We start from the raw sequence: 15,956 nt of genomic DNA on the forward strand, positions 1-15,956 counted from the left end.
GCAGTACCACCATATACCTCTGCACAGACGCGTGTCAGCGCCGCTGTCAGGGTTGTTTTACCGTGGTCAACGTGGCCAATGGTTCCTACGTTGACGTGCGGCTTGTTACGTTCAAAAGCTTTCTTAGCCATATTGAGTTCCCAATCTTTCAGGTTGACCACAGGTCGTTAAATACAACAAAGGGCAGACATATCGCTATATCTACCCTTCATAAATACATGGAGCTCATGGGCGGAATTGAACCGCCGACCTCACCCTTACCAAGGGTGTGCTCTACCCCTGAGCTACATGAGCAAAAACTGGAGCGGGTAGCGGGAATCGAACCCGCCTCTTCAGCTTGGAAGGCTGAGGTAATAGCCACTATACCATACCCGCCGAAGTCAGCTGATTGAGGATGGTGGTGGGAGGTGGATTCGAACCACCGAAGCTCTCGCGTCAGATTTACAGTCTGATCCCTTTGGCCACTCGGGAACCCCACCACACACTTCGCGATCTCAACTGGTGCCGGCACGAGGAGTCGAACCCCGGACCTACTGATTACAAGTCAGTTGCTCTACCAACTGAGCTATACCGGCGTAACCGTCGAAGTGGTGCGTATCTTACTGATAGCTAATGGCCGATGCAAGCCCTGTTTTTTAATTTTTTAGTTTTTTTAACGATTATTACTGAGTCGGCAATGCCCGCTCAGCTTCAGATACGTCGTCAACCTGTTGCAGCGCATTCTGACTAGGTAAGGGCGGCAAAGAGGGGCGCACCAATCCAGGATACTGCTGTGCATACCAGAAAAATACCAGCGCATTAACCAAAAACAGCATCACCATCACCCATCGCCACATCAGCTTTCTCCCAACCATTGCAGGCCATCCAATACCAGGGATTCCTGCAACTGACCGATAGGGCTGTGGCGATACAACTCAACCGCGTCGCCCCCTGTCAGGATGACATGATCAATACCATAACCCTCGCAATCAACCTTTACTCGCTGCAGCAATGCAGCCAGCAGATAATGCCCACCATTGTACACACAAGCCGCCGTTGAGTGGCCAGGCTGTAACGAATAGTCATCCGGTAACTTTGACCAGCGCACTCCGGCCGTAGAACCCAGCAGACTTTCCTGAAGCAGCCGCAGCCCGGGCAGGATATACCCTCCCAGATGCTGGCCCTGTGCATCAACAAAATCTACGGTCACAGCACTACCTGCATCCACAACACAAACACCCTGACGAGTCTGCTGCCATGCAGCCAACATGGCCACCCAGCGGTCCACACCCATTTGCTGCGGATTTTCATAGGCGTTTTTCAACCCGTATCGGTGCGCTGATACCTGTGCAAAACTGACACGGACGCCCAAGTCAGCCAACACGGCATTTAGCCAGCCATTCACCGCATCACCGGCCACAGATGCCGCCCACGCGTGCTCCGCAAATTTCCAGCCAGAGGGAATCACCGCACTACCATCGCGTACCTGTGAAGTCTGTAGCCGCCCTTGCTGCACAACCTGATGATCACTACGCAAACGCCACTTTACAAAAGTATTTCCGGCGTCTATTTCAAGCTGCTTCATACAGGCCTCAGGCTAACCTCACCACCGTGGAGGATTCGCAACTCCCGTTCAGTCTGCAACAGCAAGGCACCCGTTTCATTCACACCCGCCGCAATGCCGGTTATATACGCTTCAGCACCGGTCTGTACCCGTACCGGCTTATTGCGAAAAATATCAGCCGCGAGCCATTCCTCACGAAAGACCTTGAACCCATCGCGCTCAAATTCCTGCAGCACTGGGATCAACTCAACCAACAAGGAAACCAGTAATTCAGTACGATCCATTGTCAGACCTTGCTGATGCAGATCAGACCACTGCTGATCAATAGCATCTGCTTCAGCCTCTCTTAACCCGGTATTCAGTCCTATGCCAATGACCAGCTGTGACTCAATTGCAGTATCACCAGTCACTTCAATCAACACCCCGGCCAGTTTTTTACCACCAACCAACAGGTCATTAGGCCATTTTACGCCCACATCACGATAACCCGCCTGATCCAACGCCCGCTTCAACGCCAGACCTACAGCAAGACTTAGGCCTTCAAGCGCCGTCACACCACAGCGAAAACGCCACGCCAAGGAGAAATACAGCCCAGAAGCCAAGGGGCTGATCCACTGACGCCCTCGGCGTCCACGACCAGCAGTCTGTTGCTCGGCCACATACAATGCACGATGGACACCCCGACGCAAACCTTCCAGCGCCAACTCATTGGTTGAACCAGTACTAAGACGCAGGTCTATTTCATCTAGCTGAATCGATGAAGTAGATCCCAGCAGACTGTTCAGTCTGTCCAACTCAATTAGATCAACCCCACCCGGAATGCGGTAACCCCGCCCACGGATACTGAAAACCTCAAGCCCCATCGCCTCAAGCAATTTAACCTGCTTCCACACAGCCGTGCGACTGATTTGCAAGGCCTCTCCCAGTTCACGACCCGAATGAAAGGCACCGTCAGCCAGTAAAGTCAGTAGGCTATGTCTGGTCACTGCGCATCCTCAGCTCTGTCAGCACGCTGGTAAACGATAAAACTATAATCATAGGGATTCGGGCCATCGGCACTGAAATCCTGGCGCAGCATTTCCTGCCACTGATGTTTATCTAACTCCGGAAAAAAGGCATCACCGTCTATCTGTGCATGCACCTGAGTCAGATACAAGCGATCGGCTTGTGGCAGCGTTAGCGCGTAAATTTCCGATCCGCCGATTACCAAGGCCTCTTCAGAGCCATCAACCAGAGACTGCTGTTCAGCCAGCTCCAAAGCCTGCTCCAGCGTATGCACAACCTTAATACCTGGTACTTGGTAAGCACTGTCGCGGGTAATGACAATATTGGTACGGCCAGGTAATGGTCGGCCGATAGATTCATAGGTTTTGCGGCCCATGATAATCGGTTTGCCCTGAGTAATCCGCTTGAAGTACTTGAGATCTTCCGGCAGGTACCAGGGTAGCTTGTTATTAACACCAATCACCCGATTTTGTGATTGAGCCACGATAATTGATAACAGCATAATTCTCCTTAAATCGCTATCGGCGCCCGTATACCTGGCTGAGGCTGGTACCCTTCCAACTGGAAATCGTCATAGCGGTAATCAAACAGGGAATCAGGGCGACGCAGAATTCGCATCTCTGGCAAGGGTCCCGGTGTGCGCGATAACTGCTCGGCGACGATCGCTGGATCATTAAGATGATTACTGTAAAGATGCACATCGCCAAAGGTCAGTACAAACTCTCCGGCTTCCAGATCACACTGCTGTGCCAACATCATCGTCAGCAGCGAATACGAGGCGATATTAAACGGCACCCCTAAAAAATAATCCGCACTACGCTGATACAGCTGACAACTCAGCCGTCCTTTGGCCACATAGAACTGAAATAGCGTATGACAAGGTGGCAAGGCCGCCTTTCCCTGGCGCACATTTTCTTGCGGACTCAGGGACTCGTCCGGCAAATCTGCCGGGTTCCAGCCACTGACAATCAAGCGCCGCGAGTTAGGTTTAGTCCGAATCATCTCCACCAAATTGCTGATCTGATCCACACTACTGCCATTCGGACAAGCCCAGGAACGCCACTGCTTGCCATAGACTGGGCCGAGATCGCCATCCTCTAGCGCCCACTCATTCCAAATGCTCACACCGCGTTCTGACAACCAGTTATTGTTGGTATTACCGGAAAGAAACCATAGCAACTCATAAATAATTGACTTCAAATGCACTTTTTTTGTCGTCAGCAGGGGAAATCCTTGCTGCAGATCGAAACGCATCTGTCGCCCGAAGACCGAGCGTGTCCCGGTTCCGGTTCTATCCCCTTTATCCACACCGTTATCGACGATATCCTGCATAAGATCGAGGTATTGCTGCATCAGCCGATCACCTTTTTCACTCTGAAATTATCAACTAGGGGTTATTCTAACGCTTAACGCCTTTATAGGCACACATGAACAGCACCGCACCCGCCAGCAACATAGGCAAGGACAGAATCTGCCCCATGGTCAACCAGTTGAACGCAACAAAACCCAGTTGTGCATCAGGCTCACGCACAAACTCCACCAGTATACGAAAGCTGGCATACAGCATTAGAAACAAACCAGAAACGGCCATACGTGGCCGTGGCTTGGAAGAAAACCACCAAAGGACAGCAAACAGCACCACCCCTTCCAGAAGCATCTGATAAAGCTGCGACGGATGACGGGCCAGGCCATCACCCGCTGCAGGAAAGATCACTCCCCAGCTCTGATCCGTGGCGCGTCCCCAGAGCTCGCCGCCAATAAAATTACCTAAACGACCGAAACCCAGCCCTATTGGTATCAACGGAGCCACGAAGTCACCCATCTCAAACAAGCTCTTCTGATAACGGCGTGAAAAAACCACCAAGGTTATAATTACACCGATCAGCCCACCATGAAATGACATTCCACCTTCCCAGATGGCAAAGAGCCACAGGGGATCGGTCAAAAAATAGTCGAAATTGTAGAAGAGCACGTAACCGGCCCGCCCTCCCAATACCACACTCACAGCACCCCAATAAGTTAGATCAGCTACCTGCTGTTCAGTCCAACCTGAGCCTGGCTTTGCAGCGCGACGATGACCTAACCACCAGGCCGCCGCAAAACCTAGGATATACATCACACCATACCAATGAATCTGTACTGGGCCCACGTCCAGCGCAATGGGGTTTATCGAATGCATCCACATAAAATAACCGTTATAAATTACTTAAAAGAAACCGCAGGCCTACCAATAGCAGGAACACCGCAAAACATTTTTTCAATACAGCCTGAGGCAGACTGTGCGCCAGGCGAGCCCCTAACCTGGCAAAGGGGGTACTGCTAATGATGATCCCGGCAAATGCTGGCAAGTACACATAGCCCAGGCTCCAGGCTGGCAGCTCAGGGTGATCCCAACCAACCCAGATATTAGTAACAGACCCCATTAGTGCAATCGGAAGCCCACAAGCAGCCGAAGTGGCCACTGCCACCCGCATCTCCTGGCGCCGCCAACTCAGGTAAGGGACGGTTAACGTACCCCCTCCTATCCCGAAGATAGAGGATGCCCAGCCAATCACTCCCCCTGACAAAACCAACTCTTTTTTGCCCGGTGCATCTGATCCCTGGGGTGGCTGGAGGTTAAAGGCCATCTGTGCGGCAACCAGGATCACAAAAACACCCAGCGCTATCTGTAACAGATGTCCCGGCAGCATCACCGCGGTATTCACACCGATCACCGCGCCGACAAGAATCCCGACAGCCAGCGGTTTGAACAGATGCCAGGCGACAGCGCCTCGCTTCTGATGCGCGCGTATGGAACTTAGCGATGTAATACAAATCGTAGCCAGTGACGTGGCAACCGCCATATGCGTCAACACCGCAGCCGACTCACCCTGGAGCTCAAAGCTGAACACCAACACCGGCACTATCAACAAGCCACCGCCGATACCAAACAAGCCTGCCGCCAGGCCAGCAAAGGCCCCCAGCACCAAGTACAGGATCAAGGTCATCAACATGTAATATCCTTAGCAGGGAGGAATTTTCTGGTCTGGCATCGTTGGCCGCGTCAGGCGCGCCAAACCAAATGCTTTCAACGATTGACGCAATTCTTGGTGTATCTCTTCAGCATCATGCAACGAGCGTACAGACAGCAGCAATTGACGCGCACGGGCAAAACTGACACTGCGAATAGCAAACTTGATTTTGGGTAGGTTATTGGCGTTGACGGACAACACATCGTATCCCATTGCCATCAACAGCAGCGCGCCACCCGGATCCGCGGCTATTTCACCACAAATAGACACATGTTTACGCTCCTTATGGGCTTCATTGACGATAAAATCAAGCGCCTTCAACACGGCTGGGTGGTAGGAGGCATACAGCCCGGCGACCCGAGGATTATTGCGATCCACAGCCAACAAGTACTGAGTCAGATCATTAGAACCGACCGAAATGAAATCTACTAATCGGGCAAACCGACGGGTCTGATACACGGCGGCTGGCACTTCAATCATCACCCCGACCGGCGGCTTCTTGATATGGTAGCCTTCTTCACGTAACTCTTCACAGGCCCGATCAATCTGGCGCAGCGCCTCTTCCACCTCACTCACACTGGTCACCATAGGCAGCATGATTCGCAGATTATCCAGCCCCTCAGAAGCTCTCAGCATCGCCCGGACCTGCACCATAAAAATTTCTGGGTGATCCAGCGTGACCCGAATACCTCGCCAACCCAAGGATGGGTTTTCCTCTTTAATCGGAAAATACGGCAGGGCTTTATCGCCGCCGATATCCAGAGTACGCATAGTCACCGGAAGGGGGGCAAAGGCCTGCAGTTGAGTGCGGTAACTTTCCAACTGATCCTGCTCACTGGGAAAGGAATCACGGATCATAAACGGAATTTCAGTACGATAAAGACCGATGCCCTCAGCTCCCTGCTCCAGTGAGCGCGGTACATCCGCAGCAAGACCGGTATTAACCCAGAGTGGTAATCGATAGCCATCTTTGGTGATTGCTGGCAAATCCCGCAATACCCGCAGCTCATCTGTGACTACCTTTTCATCAATCACTATCCGACTGAAGGCTTGAACCAGCTCAATCGATGGGTTGATATACACCCGACCACTGTAGCCATCTACAATCACGGCGGCACCATTCAAGCGACGGTAAGGCAGATCCACCACCCCCATGACTGTGGGGATACCCATCGAACGCGCCAGAATGGCCGCATGCGAGTTACCAGAACCCGTAATTGAAATCAGCCCGGACAGCTTACCTTCCGGCACCAGCCCAAGCATCGCCGGAGTCAGCTCATCAGCCAGAAGAACAGCGTTCTCTGGATAATCCAGATGACGGCCATTATTGTCTTCTTGCAGGTGCTGTAAGATCCGCTTACCCAGGTCTTTAATATCGGTGGCACGTTCGCTCAGATAGGGATCATCCATCGCCGAAAACGCACGTACGTGCTCCAAAATCACTTCACGCAAGGCGCCCTGTGCCCAGCTTCCCTGTTCGATTTTGGCCCGCATCTCCAGTGGCAGACCATTATCATCCAGCATCCGCAGATAGACATCGAAGAGTGCGCGCTCATCCTTGCTGAGCCGTCCGGCTAGATTTTCCGCTACTAAACCTATCTCGTGGCGCACAGCAATCAGTGCTTGCTCCAGCTGCGCCAGCTCCAGTGCCACGTCCTCGGACTGCTTATCCGGCACACTGTCCAGATCGGATGGCAGTGAAGCGACCACTATTTCGCCGATCACCACACCACCAGCCGCCGCCACCCCATCGTAGCGCAAATCAGAGCGCAACCGACTGACCTCACCCTTTTCTCCCGCTGCCTGAATGGCGCCAGTAGCATAAGCGTGCGCAATAATGCCTGCCAACTGTGCTGATAGGGTTACCAGAAAGGCTTCTTCACTCTCATCGAAGCGTCGGCACTCCTGCTGCTGCACCACCAATACACCCAGCACCTTGCGCTGATGCATGATCGGCACACCCAGAAAAGCATGAAAATGCTCTTCACCGGTTACATCCAGATAGTGAAACGCTGGATGGCTTGAGGCATCTTCCAGATTAATAGGCTCAGCACGCTTGGCAACCAAACCAACAATGCCTTCATCCATTGCCAGACTCACCTCATCAACGGCGGCGGCATTTAGACCCTTGGTTGCACGCAACACATAGCGACGACTCTCCTGGTTGAACAAAAATACCGAGCACACCTCGGTTTTCATCGCTTTCTGTACTCGCCCGACGGTAATTGCCAGCACAGCATTCAAATCAGGTGCCGTACTGACATCCTGTACTATCTGTCGCAACACCTTAAGAATGCTCATACGTTAATCTACCTGATTGGGTCTGCTTTAACCGCTACTGCAATACTTTTGACAGTTTAGGTGATAATTCTTTCATTGCTTTGCGATACACTTCGCGCTTGAACGAAACAACCTGCCCCAAAGGATACCAGTAGCTCACCCACTGCCAACCATCGAACTCTGGCTTTTCTGTCTGGTCAATCTTCACCGCACTATCATGACTCAGCATACGCAACAAATACCATTTTTGCTTCTGCCCTACACACATGGGTAGCGAATGACGCCTTATCATGCGTCGTGGCAAGCGATACTTCAACCATCCACGTGTGACTGCCAAAAGCTCCACATCGGCTGCTTGCAAGCCTATTTCTTCTTCTAATTCCCGGTACATTGCCTGTTCGGGTGATTCATCCTGCTGGATACCACCTTGGGGAAATTGCCAGGCATCCTGCCCAACGCGCCTTGCCCAGAGTACCTGCCCCAACGAGTTCACCAGAATGATACCGACATTTGGCCGAAACCCCTCTGCATCAATCACAATCTACTACCCGACTCATCATTCTGTTGGCTTTTATTGTTCCACAGTTAGACGCTCGGGCAAATAGCCAGTTTCGACTGATTGCATCCACAACGGGCTTCAGATTAAGCTATCACGCTTTCATTCAGGTTACACAGGAGTATTGGCGTGAGACTGGCGATTTTTGATTTGGATAACACCCTGTTAAATGGCGACAGTGATCATGCCTGGGGCGAGTTCCTTTGCAATGAGGGGCTGGTTGACCGCGACCTATACCGTGAAGCCAATGACCGCTTTTATCAGCATTACCAGCAAGGCACGCTGGATATTGAAGAGTTTCTTGGCTTTGCATTACAGCCGCTAACACGTTTTCCTCGCGAACGGCTAAAGCAACTGCATGCGCGTTTCATGCAAGAGTGCATTGAACCGATGATGCTACCTGCTGCGCAGGCACTACTGGAAAAACACCGCCAGGCCGGTGATTTTTTGCTGATCATCACCGCAACCAATAGCTTTATCACCGCCCCGATTGCCAAACGACTGCAGGTTGATGATCTGCTGGCAACCGACCCTGAAGAAGTCAATGGCGACTATACCGGCCACGTGGCCGGTACACCCTGCTTCCGAGAAGGCAAGGTGTTGCGCCTGCAAGCCTGGCTAGAGCAAACCGGTCATGCACTGCAAGACAGTTATTTTTACAGCGACTCCTGCAATGATCTGCCCTTACTTGAAGCAGTAGATCATCCCGTTGCTGTTAACCCGGATGAAACGCTACTGGCCGTTGCCCAAGAGCGCAACTGGCCAGTGCTGGATCTACGCTGATCAGCTCGCGGGCAATACGCGCAAAAAACAGGCCTTCAAATACTCAGTTTCCGGAATGGCTGGGTGGATCGGATGATCCGCCCCCTGATGGCCCTGGATAAACAGCTGAGCGGAACGATCCAGCTCACGGGTGTTACCCCGCAGGATATCCACCAGACTTTCACGCGTCAGATGCATGGAACAGGAACCAGCGATTAACACCCCATCTCGACCCAGCAGACGCATGGCAAAGTTATTGATCCGGGAATAGGCTCTTTCACCGTTGCGAATATCCTTGCGTCGCTGAATGAAGGCTGGCGGGTCAGTAATGACAATATCGAATCGCTCGCCCTCGGCAATCAGCGCCTTGCAGATATCAAACGCATCACCACGCAAGCCCTTGAAGCGCATTTCGCCCTGATTGAGACGTGCATTTTCTGCCGCCACATCCAATGCTGTCTGAGACGCATCGACACAAACGACTTCAGCGGCACCCGCGGCCAGCGCTTGGGCACCCCAACCACCGACATAGCTGAACAGATCGAGCACGCGCTTGCCTTTGGCCAGCTGCATCATCCGCGCACGGTTATCACGGTGATCATAAAACCACCCGGTTTTCTGCCCATCCAACACAGGTGCTACCAGACTGACGCCATTCTCAACCAGGTGAGCGAACTCCGGCACCTCGCCTTGCAGTACTTCAACATAGCTATCCAGCCCCTCCATCGCCCGCATTTTGCCATCATTGCGGAACAGGATAGCCTGAGGCTGAAACACCTTGTTCATCGCATCGACTATTTCATCACGTACAGCTTCCATACCGGCGGTCGATATCTGCACCACGAAAATGTCAAAAAACCGGTCGATAACCAAGCCGGGCAAGCCATCCGATTCGCCATACACCAGGCGGTAACACGGCTGAGAGAAGTGCATTTCACGTAGCCCAAGAGCTACCTTAAAGCGATGTACTAACAGTGAACGATCCAGTGGATAACGCACATCCCGACTGACCAAACGGCCACAGATCAGGTTGGCTGGATTCAGGTAAGCGATGCCCAACGCTTTACCCTTGGCATCCTGAACCACCACCTGTTCGCCTGCCACATAGTTTTTCAGCGGCGACTGAGCTGTGTCAATTTCATTGCTGTATATCCACAGATGTCCGGCCTTGAGACGACGCTCAGATCCGGCATTCAGGGTCACTGACTGAAAGTTCATTAAAATCACTTATCCAATAATAAAGACCCCGGCTGTTGCCGGGGATCCAGGTGGGCGAAAAGCGTTACGACAACTCAGCTTTCCGCTTCACAGTGCTCAGCATAGCCATCGGCATCCAACAAGTCTGTAAGCTCTTCAGCATCAGTCAGTCGCAGGCGTATAAACCAGCCATCACCATAAGGGTCGCCATTAACCAGTTCCGGAGCATCTTCAAGATCCTCGTTCACGGCAATTACTTCGCCTGTGAGTGGTGCGTAGACATCCGATGCGGCCTTGACCGACTCGACGACGCCGATATCATCACCGGCTGAAACCTGATCACCCACTTCGGGCAGTTCAACAAAAACCACATCACCGAGTAAATCCTGGGCGTGATCCGTAATGCCGATGGTGACAGTGCCATCACCTTCATCGCGGATCCATTCATGACTGGCAACGTAGCTAAGTTCGTTTGGGATATTGCTCATGTTTTCCTACCTGTTTCAGGAATAGACTTTTTGACCCTGACGGACAAAGGGCGGCTTAACGACGCGCACTTTGACCCGCTTTCCTCGCATCTCCACCTCAGCTTCGCCGGATGCAGCCACGGGTATCCTTGCTAAAGCTACAGCATAGCCCAGCGTGGGTGAAAAACCACCGCTGGTTATACGGCCTTCAGCGTCACCAGCCGTTATCACCGACTGACCATTACGTAATACACCCTTACCCTCTTCCAGGGCCAGGCCAACAAGTTGACTGGACGGGCCGGCTGCCAGCTCGACAGCCAAGGGATCCCGACCAACGAACCAACGATCCTGAGGCTCCCAGGCAACAACCCAACCCATATTAGACACCAGCGGACTGACGCTTTCATCCATATCCTGGCCATACAGGTTCATACCCGCTTCAAGGCGCAGGGTATCACGTGCGCCCAGTCCACAAGGAAACACACCTGCCTCAGCCAAGATTTGCCAGAAGGCCTCAGCTTCTTCCTCTGGCAGCATAATCTCTAGACCATCCTCTCCGGTATAGCCGGTACGGGCGATAAACCAGCCTTCCGACTCCTGCCCCTGGAACACCTTCAGGGCATCTATCAGTTTGCCGCGGAATTCACTGACAACCGCCTTAACCCGAGATAACGCCTGTGGCCCCTGAATAGCAATCATCGCCAGGTCCGGCTGCTCGGTCAGTGCCACATCCATCTTCATCACCTGATCAGACATCCAGCGCAGATCTTTTTCCCGTGTTCCGCAGTTGACCACAACCCGAAACCACTCACCGGACACGCCTGGATCAGTCATCAAATACACGATCAGATCATCGACCACACCACCCTGCTCATTCAGCATGGCGGAGTAAAGGGCTTTACCCTTGTGCTTCAGCCGCGCGACATCATTTGTCAGCAGGCGACGCAGATAGTCCCGTGCATCAGAACCGGTGATATCCACCACGGTCATGTGCGAAACATCAAACATACCGGATTCACGGCGCACCCGATGGTGTTCTTCAACCTGGGAGCCGTAGTGCAGGGGCATATCCCAACCACCAAAGTCGACGATTTTGGCGCCCATGGCGAGGTGTTGATTATAAAGAACGGTTTTATTGCCCATTGGAAAGCTCATCTATACAACATTTAGCAGGCGAAACGGTGACACAAACGCCTGAATGCAAAAAAAGGGAACCTAATGTAGCGACAAACTCTGATCAGTTCAATGCCTGTCTGACCCTTTAGGCCGCGGAATTATCACGCTGAGCCAAACGAGGCAGGTCCGAGTGCAAGCCCATCGCCATCATCGCCAGATGATTCTTCAATGGAGACAAGTGATTAACCAGATTCATACCACTGCTGCGCAACAAGCGCACCGGTGCAGGCCGCTCACCAAATAAACGGCGAAACATCTCCATGGTGGCTGACATGCGCAGATTATCGCTGCGCCGCAAGCGTTGATAGCGACGTAATACGCTCAGACTCCCCAGTAGTTCTCCTTGTACATGGGCATCCGTTAACACTTCAACCAGCGCCGCCACATCCAGAAAACCCAGATTGACGCCCTGTCCAGCCAAGGGGTGAATGGTATGTGCGGCATCACCAGCCAACACTACACCCGGTACAACATAGCTATGTGCATGCCGCTGACGCAGATTAATCGCCTGCCGAGGATCGGCCGTCAGCACGCGTCCCAGGCGCGTATCAGACGCCCGACTAAGCGCTTCACAAAAGGCCTGATCGTCCATTGCCAGCAATGCACGGGCATGTGCAGGTGATGTCGACCAGACAATAGAAGCACGGTCAGCCGTTGCTGACGCCAAGGGTAGAAAAGCCAGCGGACCATCCTCAGTAAAACGCTGCCAACACTGCCACTGGTGTGTATGCTCGGTAGTCACCGTAGTCACCAGAGCATGATGACCATAATCCCAAGCCGTTGCCGGAATGCCGGCCAACTGCCGTGTAGGTGATTCAGCACCGTCAGCGCCGATCAACACAGGAGCATAAATCGGCTCGCCTTCGGTCAGGGCCAGCCAGCGTCCACCCTGTGCATCTGGCGCCGATAGTGCAGTCATCTGCACAGCATTACGTACTTCGATACCAGGCTGCCGTAATAAGCACTGATAAAGCGCCGCCAGCGTGACCCGATTCTCTACAATATGTCCCAGGTAGGGCTCATGCAGCTCAGCAGCACTGAAATGAATATGCCCGCTTCCCAGACCATCCCAGACTTCCATCCCCTGGTAAGCCGCTGCCCTGGTCGCTGTCAGGGTCGGCCAGGCGCCGATGTGGGTCAATAACGCCTGGGAAGCCAGTGTCAGCGCACTGACGCGGGCGTCATAGCCCTGCGCCTGTAGCTCAGGCAGTGCTTCAAGCAACTGCTGCGGGGTTTCTTTACGCGGTTCGAGCACCAGCACCCGCATACCCGACTTTGCCAGCAGGCAGGCCAAGGCGGCCCCGACCATACCTGCCCCATTGACCACCAGATCGAAACAATTACTTTCAGGCTGTTGCATTCAAAATTCCTCTATCGGGGTAACTGCAAAGCCGGCGAGTTCAGCCCCATCGCGGCGCGGGCAAACAGGGTTTTACCCAACGGACAAACATCAAGCATTTGCAATCCTAATGAGCGCCCCAGACTTAAAACTGGATTCGCGTTAGAGAACAATCGCATAGTTTTATCGCTGAAACCTATGGTGCGCAATTGATCCGCCTTGCGTTGCTGCTCATAGGCTTGCAAACGTGCCAGATCACCCAGAGACCTGCCCATCTGCCGAGAGGCAATCAGATTTTCTGCCAGATCCGTAACGCCTCGCAAAGCCAGGTTATACCCCTGACCCGCAATGGGATGCATGGCATGCGCGGCATTACCCAATACCACCAGACCCGCACGCACCTGCTCCTGTGCCAGGGTCAGCTTAAGCGGGTAGCTGTAGCGCTCACCAACTCGCATAAAACGACCGGCACGGTAGCCAAACACCTGCTGCAACTGCTGTAAAAAAGCCGCATCATCCAGTGCTAACACCTCGGCTACCGCCTCATCTGGCAGCGTCCATACCAGGCCACAGCGAAATTCGCCATCCAGAGTTTCACCCGGCAACAACGCCATAGGACCCGAGTCGGTAAAACGCTCATAAGCCACCTGCTGGTGGGGGCGGTCGAGGCTGACATTGGCAACCAGGGCATGCTGACCATAGCGGCGTTCCTCACAGGAGATTCCCAACGCCTCGCGCAAGCCTGAACGACCGCCATCAGCAATTACTGCAAGCTCAGCCTGCAACTGTAACTGGGCGTCCGGAGTCTTCACACTCAAAAGGCTACAACCCTCACCCGGTGTGAAGGATTCAATCTCAGCCGGACAAATAAAATCCAGGCAGCCAGAACGATCCTGGCGAATATTATCCAGTAACACCTGACCCAGCCAGTGATTTTCAACTACATAACCCAAGGCCGGCACCTGTTCATCAGCGGCATGCAGTCGGGTAGCACCGAAGCGGCCACGATCAGATACATGAATATGTTCAATGGGAGTCAGGTGTTCTAGCAAACGTGACCACACCCCGGTGGCTTGATAAAACGAACGCGCACCATAAGCCAAAGCGGTGGAACGTGCATCATAACTGGGCTGAAAGCTGTTTTCTTCCGGCGCAGGCAAGGGTTGCAGCTCTACCAGGGCAATTTTCAGTTGTAACGCTTGTGCAACCGGCAGCAAGGCGCAAGCCAAACTCGCTCCCACCATGCCGCCGCCCGCAATCACCAGATCATAATGTTTTTTCATTCACTGTCTCCGCGGCGCATCAGCGCCTCGATATCAGCTACTGTCTTAGGCACTCCAGCCGTCAACACCTGATGCCCGGTTTCAGTCACCACCACGTCATCTTCAATACGTATACCTATGCCGCGCCAGCAGGGATCTACCTGCTCATTATCAGGGGCAATATACAACCCCGGCTCAACTGTCATGACCATACCTGGCTGTAATGGCCGCCAGGCACCAGCGTCTTTATAACGCCCGACATCGTGTACATCCATGCCCAGCCAATGGCCAATACGATGCATATAAAAGGGCTTATAAGCTTCTGCTTTAATCAAGGTGTCAAGATCCCCTTGCAGCAAGCCCAGTTGCAACAGACCTTGAGTCAGCATCCTCACTGATAGATCGTGAATATCACCCCAGGGCAGACCTGGCCGGATAGCTTCGATACAGGCTTCTTGCGTATCCAACACCAACTGATAGAGGGCTTTCTGTGCTTCAGTGAAGCGGCCATTGATCGGAAAGGTCCTGGTGATATCACTGGCATAATTATCCAGCTCACAACCGGCATCGATTAATACCAAATCGCCATCTTTTAGCCGCGCATTATTATCAATATAATGCAGAATACAGGCATTGACACCACCACCCACGATTGGGGAATAGGCCTGAAAACGTGCACCCGCCATAGCACAATGCTGCTGAATGATCGCTTCCAGCTGATATTCCATCATCCCAGGCTGACACAGCTGCATGGCCCGGCAATGCGCCTGAGCCGACAATTCTGCTGCCAACTGCATAACCTGCAGCTCCGCTTCCGACTTAAACAAGCGTAACTCATGCAGGTATTTATCCAACAGCAGGGTTTGCTCCGGCAAGCTGAACCCCAGCCTGACTTTCGCCCGCAAGGTATTCAACCAACTGGTGACTTTCGCATCCAGTCCGGCGTGACTTCCCTGGGCATAACACAGCATGGCCTTACCATTAATCAGTGTTGGCATCTGCGCATCCAGTTGATCGAGATTAAAGGCCCGATCCATGCCGAAATCATTTACGCAGCCTTCAGGGCCCGCACGATAGCCGGTCCAAACCTCCATAGTCGCATCGCGCGGAGGGCAAAACAAAATCGACTCACCATCAGCGGCACCGGGTATCAATACCAACAAGGCATCCGGCTCATTAAATCCAGTCAGGTAATAAAAGTCACTATCCTGCCGAAAAGCATACTCAGCATCTCGATTACGAATTTTCAAGCTGGCCGCAGGAACCAACGCAATACTATTCTCCGGCAACTGCTGTAATAACTGCTTACGTCGTTGACTGAACTGATCCATCGAAATCTTCATCATTACCTACTTACG

The 15,956-nt window shown here is 52.9% G+C and carries 17 protein-coding genes and 4 tRNA genes; 1 reads left to right on the plus strand and 20 read right to left on the minus strand.

Features of this window, described 5'->3' with window-relative positions; translation table 11 throughout:
- From ACN0R1_RS09895 to ACN0R1_RS09960, 14 genes are all read right to left on the minus strand, one after another.
- Window positions 1–131: GTP-binding protein (locus ACN0R1_RS09895; RefSeq protein ID WP_417582552.1), on the minus strand; the 131-nt coding region annotated here is incomplete at its 3' end.
- An 88-nt stretch (window positions 132–219) separates the two neighbouring features.
- A tRNA-Thr gene (locus tag ACN0R1_RS09900) sits at window positions 220–294 on the minus strand.
- Window positions 295–300: 6 nt separating this feature from the next.
- Window positions 301–375 (minus strand) — tRNA-Gly (locus ACN0R1_RS09905).
- Window positions 376–395: 20 nt separating this feature from the next.
- Window positions 396–479 (minus strand) — tRNA-Tyr (locus tag ACN0R1_RS09910).
- Between the two features lie 20 nt (window positions 480–499).
- Window positions 500–575: transfer RNA gene (locus ACN0R1_RS09915), tRNA-Thr, on the minus strand.
- Between the two features lie 87 nt (window positions 576–662).
- Complete coding sequence (locus tag ACN0R1_RS09920) at window positions 663–836, minus strand: hypothetical protein (protein WP_417582346.1); 174 nt, start codon at window positions 834–836, stop codon at window positions 663–665.
- Window positions 836–1,564 (minus strand): type III pantothenate kinase, encoded by a 729-nt coding sequence (locus ACN0R1_RS09925; RefSeq protein WP_417582348.1) that lies wholly within the window; start codon window positions 1,562–1,564, stop codon window positions 836–838. The genes ACN0R1_RS09920 and ACN0R1_RS09925 overlap by 1 nt, the downstream gene beginning before the upstream one ends.
- Window positions 1,561–2,529: a bifunctional biotin--[acetyl-CoA-carboxylase] ligase/biotin operon repressor BirA gene (gene birA / locus ACN0R1_RS09930; protein WP_417582350.1), complete on the minus strand. Its 969-nt coding sequence runs from the start codon at window positions 2,527–2,529 to the stop codon at window positions 1,561–1,563. The genes ACN0R1_RS09925 and birA overlap by 4 nt, the downstream gene beginning before the upstream one ends.
- Window positions 2,526–3,050, minus strand: coding sequence for a dihydrofolate reductase (locus ACN0R1_RS09935; protein ID WP_417582352.1), 525 nt, complete (start codon window positions 3,048–3,050; stop codon window positions 2,526–2,528). The genes birA and ACN0R1_RS09935 overlap by 4 nt, the downstream gene beginning before the upstream one ends.
- An 8-nt stretch (window positions 3,051–3,058) precedes the next feature.
- Window positions 3,059–3,901 carry a thymidylate synthase gene (locus tag ACN0R1_RS09940; RefSeq protein ID WP_417582354.1) on the minus strand — a complete coding sequence of 281 codons (843 nt, stop codon included), beginning with the start codon at window positions 3,899–3,901 and terminating at the stop codon, window positions 3,059–3,061.
- 46 nt (window positions 3,902–3,947) lie between these two features.
- A complete protein-coding gene (lgt, locus tag ACN0R1_RS09945) occupies window positions 3,948–4,733 on the minus strand; it encodes a prolipoprotein diacylglyceryl transferase (protein ID WP_417582356.1) in 786 nt (261 codons plus the stop codon).
- Window positions 4,734–4,743: 10 nt separating this feature from the next.
- Window positions 4,744–5,541 carry a sulfite exporter TauE/SafE family protein gene (locus ACN0R1_RS09950; RefSeq protein ID WP_417582358.1) on the minus strand — a complete coding sequence of 266 codons (798 nt, stop codon included), beginning with the start codon at window positions 5,539–5,541 and terminating at the stop codon, window positions 4,744–4,746.
- Between the two features lie 9 nt (window positions 5,542–5,550).
- Window positions 5,551–7,854 (minus strand): phosphoenolpyruvate--protein phosphotransferase, encoded by a 2,304-nt coding sequence (gene ptsP / locus ACN0R1_RS09955; protein WP_417582554.1) that lies wholly within the window; start codon window positions 7,852–7,854, stop codon window positions 5,551–5,553.
- 40 nt (window positions 7,855–7,894) lie between these two features.
- Window positions 7,895–8,377: an RNA pyrophosphohydrolase gene (locus tag ACN0R1_RS09960; RefSeq protein ID WP_417582360.1), complete on the minus strand. Its 483-nt coding sequence runs from the start codon at window positions 8,375–8,377 to the stop codon at window positions 7,895–7,897.
- A gap of 147 nt (window positions 8,378–8,524) precedes the next feature.
- On the opposite strand from ACN0R1_RS09960, the gene ACN0R1_RS09965 reads away from it, so the two are divergent.
- Window positions 8,525–9,178, plus strand: coding sequence for an HAD family hydrolase (locus ACN0R1_RS09965; protein WP_417582362.1), 654 nt, complete (start codon window positions 8,525–8,527; stop codon window positions 9,176–9,178).
- On the opposite strand, the gene ACN0R1_RS09970 is transcribed toward ACN0R1_RS09965, so the two are convergent.
- From ACN0R1_RS09970 to pepP, 6 genes are all read right to left on the minus strand, one after another.
- Window positions 9,179–10,375, minus strand: coding sequence for a class I SAM-dependent rRNA methyltransferase (locus ACN0R1_RS09970; protein WP_417582364.1), 1,197 nt, complete (start codon window positions 10,373–10,375; stop codon window positions 9,179–9,181).
- A 74-nt stretch (window positions 10,376–10,449) separates the two neighbouring features.
- Window positions 10,450–10,842 carry a glycine cleavage system protein GcvH gene (gene gcvH / locus ACN0R1_RS09975; protein ID WP_417582366.1) on the minus strand — a complete coding sequence of 131 codons (393 nt, stop codon included), beginning with the start codon at window positions 10,840–10,842 and terminating at the stop codon, window positions 10,450–10,452.
- 15 nt (window positions 10,843–10,857) lie between these two features.
- Window positions 10,858–11,964, minus strand: coding sequence for a glycine cleavage system aminomethyltransferase GcvT (gcvT, locus tag ACN0R1_RS09980; RefSeq protein ID WP_417582368.1), 1,107 nt, complete (start codon window positions 11,962–11,964; stop codon window positions 10,858–10,860).
- A gap of 118 nt (window positions 11,965–12,082) precedes the next feature.
- On the minus strand, window positions 12,083–13,357 hold the full coding sequence (locus ACN0R1_RS09985; protein WP_417582370.1) for a UbiH/UbiF/VisC/COQ6 family ubiquinone biosynthesis hydroxylase: 1,275 nt from the start codon (window positions 13,355–13,357) through the stop codon (window positions 12,083–12,085).
- 11 nt (window positions 13,358–13,368) lie between these two features.
- Window positions 13,369–14,619, minus strand: coding sequence for a 2-octaprenyl-6-methoxyphenyl hydroxylase (gene ubiH / locus ACN0R1_RS09990; protein WP_417582372.1), 1,251 nt, complete (start codon window positions 14,617–14,619; stop codon window positions 13,369–13,371).
- The gene (gene pepP / locus ACN0R1_RS09995) at window positions 14,616–15,944 is read right to left on the minus strand and encodes a Xaa-Pro aminopeptidase (protein ID WP_417582374.1); all 1,329 of its coding nucleotides are present in this window, start codon (window positions 15,942–15,944) and stop codon (window positions 14,616–14,618) included. The genes ubiH and pepP overlap by 4 nt, the downstream gene beginning before the upstream one ends.
- Window positions 15,945–15,956: the final 12 nt, after the last annotated feature.

Source organism: Nitrincola sp. (genome assembly GCF_048264025.1).
Classification (GTDB): Bacteria; Pseudomonadota; Gammaproteobacteria; order Pseudomonadales; family Balneatricaceae; genus Nitrincola.

What these genes read in the sequence shown, in the direction of transcription:
- ACN0R1_RS09920 (WP_417582346.1), bottom strand. Translation starts at nt 836, where the DNA reads ATGTGGCGATGGGTGATGGTGATGCTGTTTTTGGTTAATGCGCTGGTA.
- ACN0R1_RS09925 (WP_417582348.1), bottom strand. Translation starts at nt 1,564, where the DNA reads ATGAAGCAGCTTGAAATAGACGCCGGAAATACTTTTGTAAAGTGGCGT.
- ACN0R1_RS09935 (WP_417582352.1), bottom strand. Translation starts at nt 3,050, where the DNA reads ATGCTGTTATCAATTATCGTGGCTCAATCACAAAATCGGGTGATTGGT.
- ACN0R1_RS09940 (WP_417582354.1), bottom strand. Translation starts at nt 3,901, where the DNA reads ATGCAGCAATACCTCGATCTTATGCAGGATATCGTCGATAACGGTGTG.
- lgt (WP_417582356.1), bottom strand. Translation starts at nt 4,733, where the DNA reads ATGTGGATGCATTCGATAAACCCCATTGCGCTGGACGTGGGCCCAGTA.
- ACN0R1_RS09950 (WP_417582358.1), bottom strand. Translation starts at nt 5,541, where the DNA reads ATGTTGATGACCTTGATCCTGTACTTGGTGCTGGGGGCCTTTGCTGGC.
- ACN0R1_RS09970 (WP_417582364.1), bottom strand. Translation starts at nt 10,375, where the DNA reads ATGAACTTTCAGTCAGTGACCCTGAATGCCGGATCTGAGCGTCGTCTC.
- gcvH (WP_417582366.1), bottom strand. Translation starts at nt 10,842, where the DNA reads ATGAGCAATATCCCAAACGAACTTAGCTACGTTGCCAGTCATGAATGG.
- gcvT (WP_417582368.1), bottom strand. Translation starts at nt 11,964, where the DNA reads ATGGGCAATAAAACCGTTCTTTATAATCAACACCTCGCCATGGGCGCC.
- ACN0R1_RS09985 (WP_417582370.1), bottom strand. Translation starts at nt 13,357, where the DNA reads ATGCAACAGCCTGAAAGTAATTGTTTCGATCTGGTGGTCAATGGGGCA.
- ubiH (WP_417582372.1), bottom strand. Translation starts at nt 14,619, where the DNA reads ATGAAAAAACATTATGATCTGGTGATTGCGGGCGGCGGCATGGTGGGA.
- pepP (WP_417582374.1), bottom strand. Translation starts at nt 15,944, where the DNA reads ATGATGAAGATTTCGATGGATCAGTTCAGTCAACGACGTAAGCAGTTA.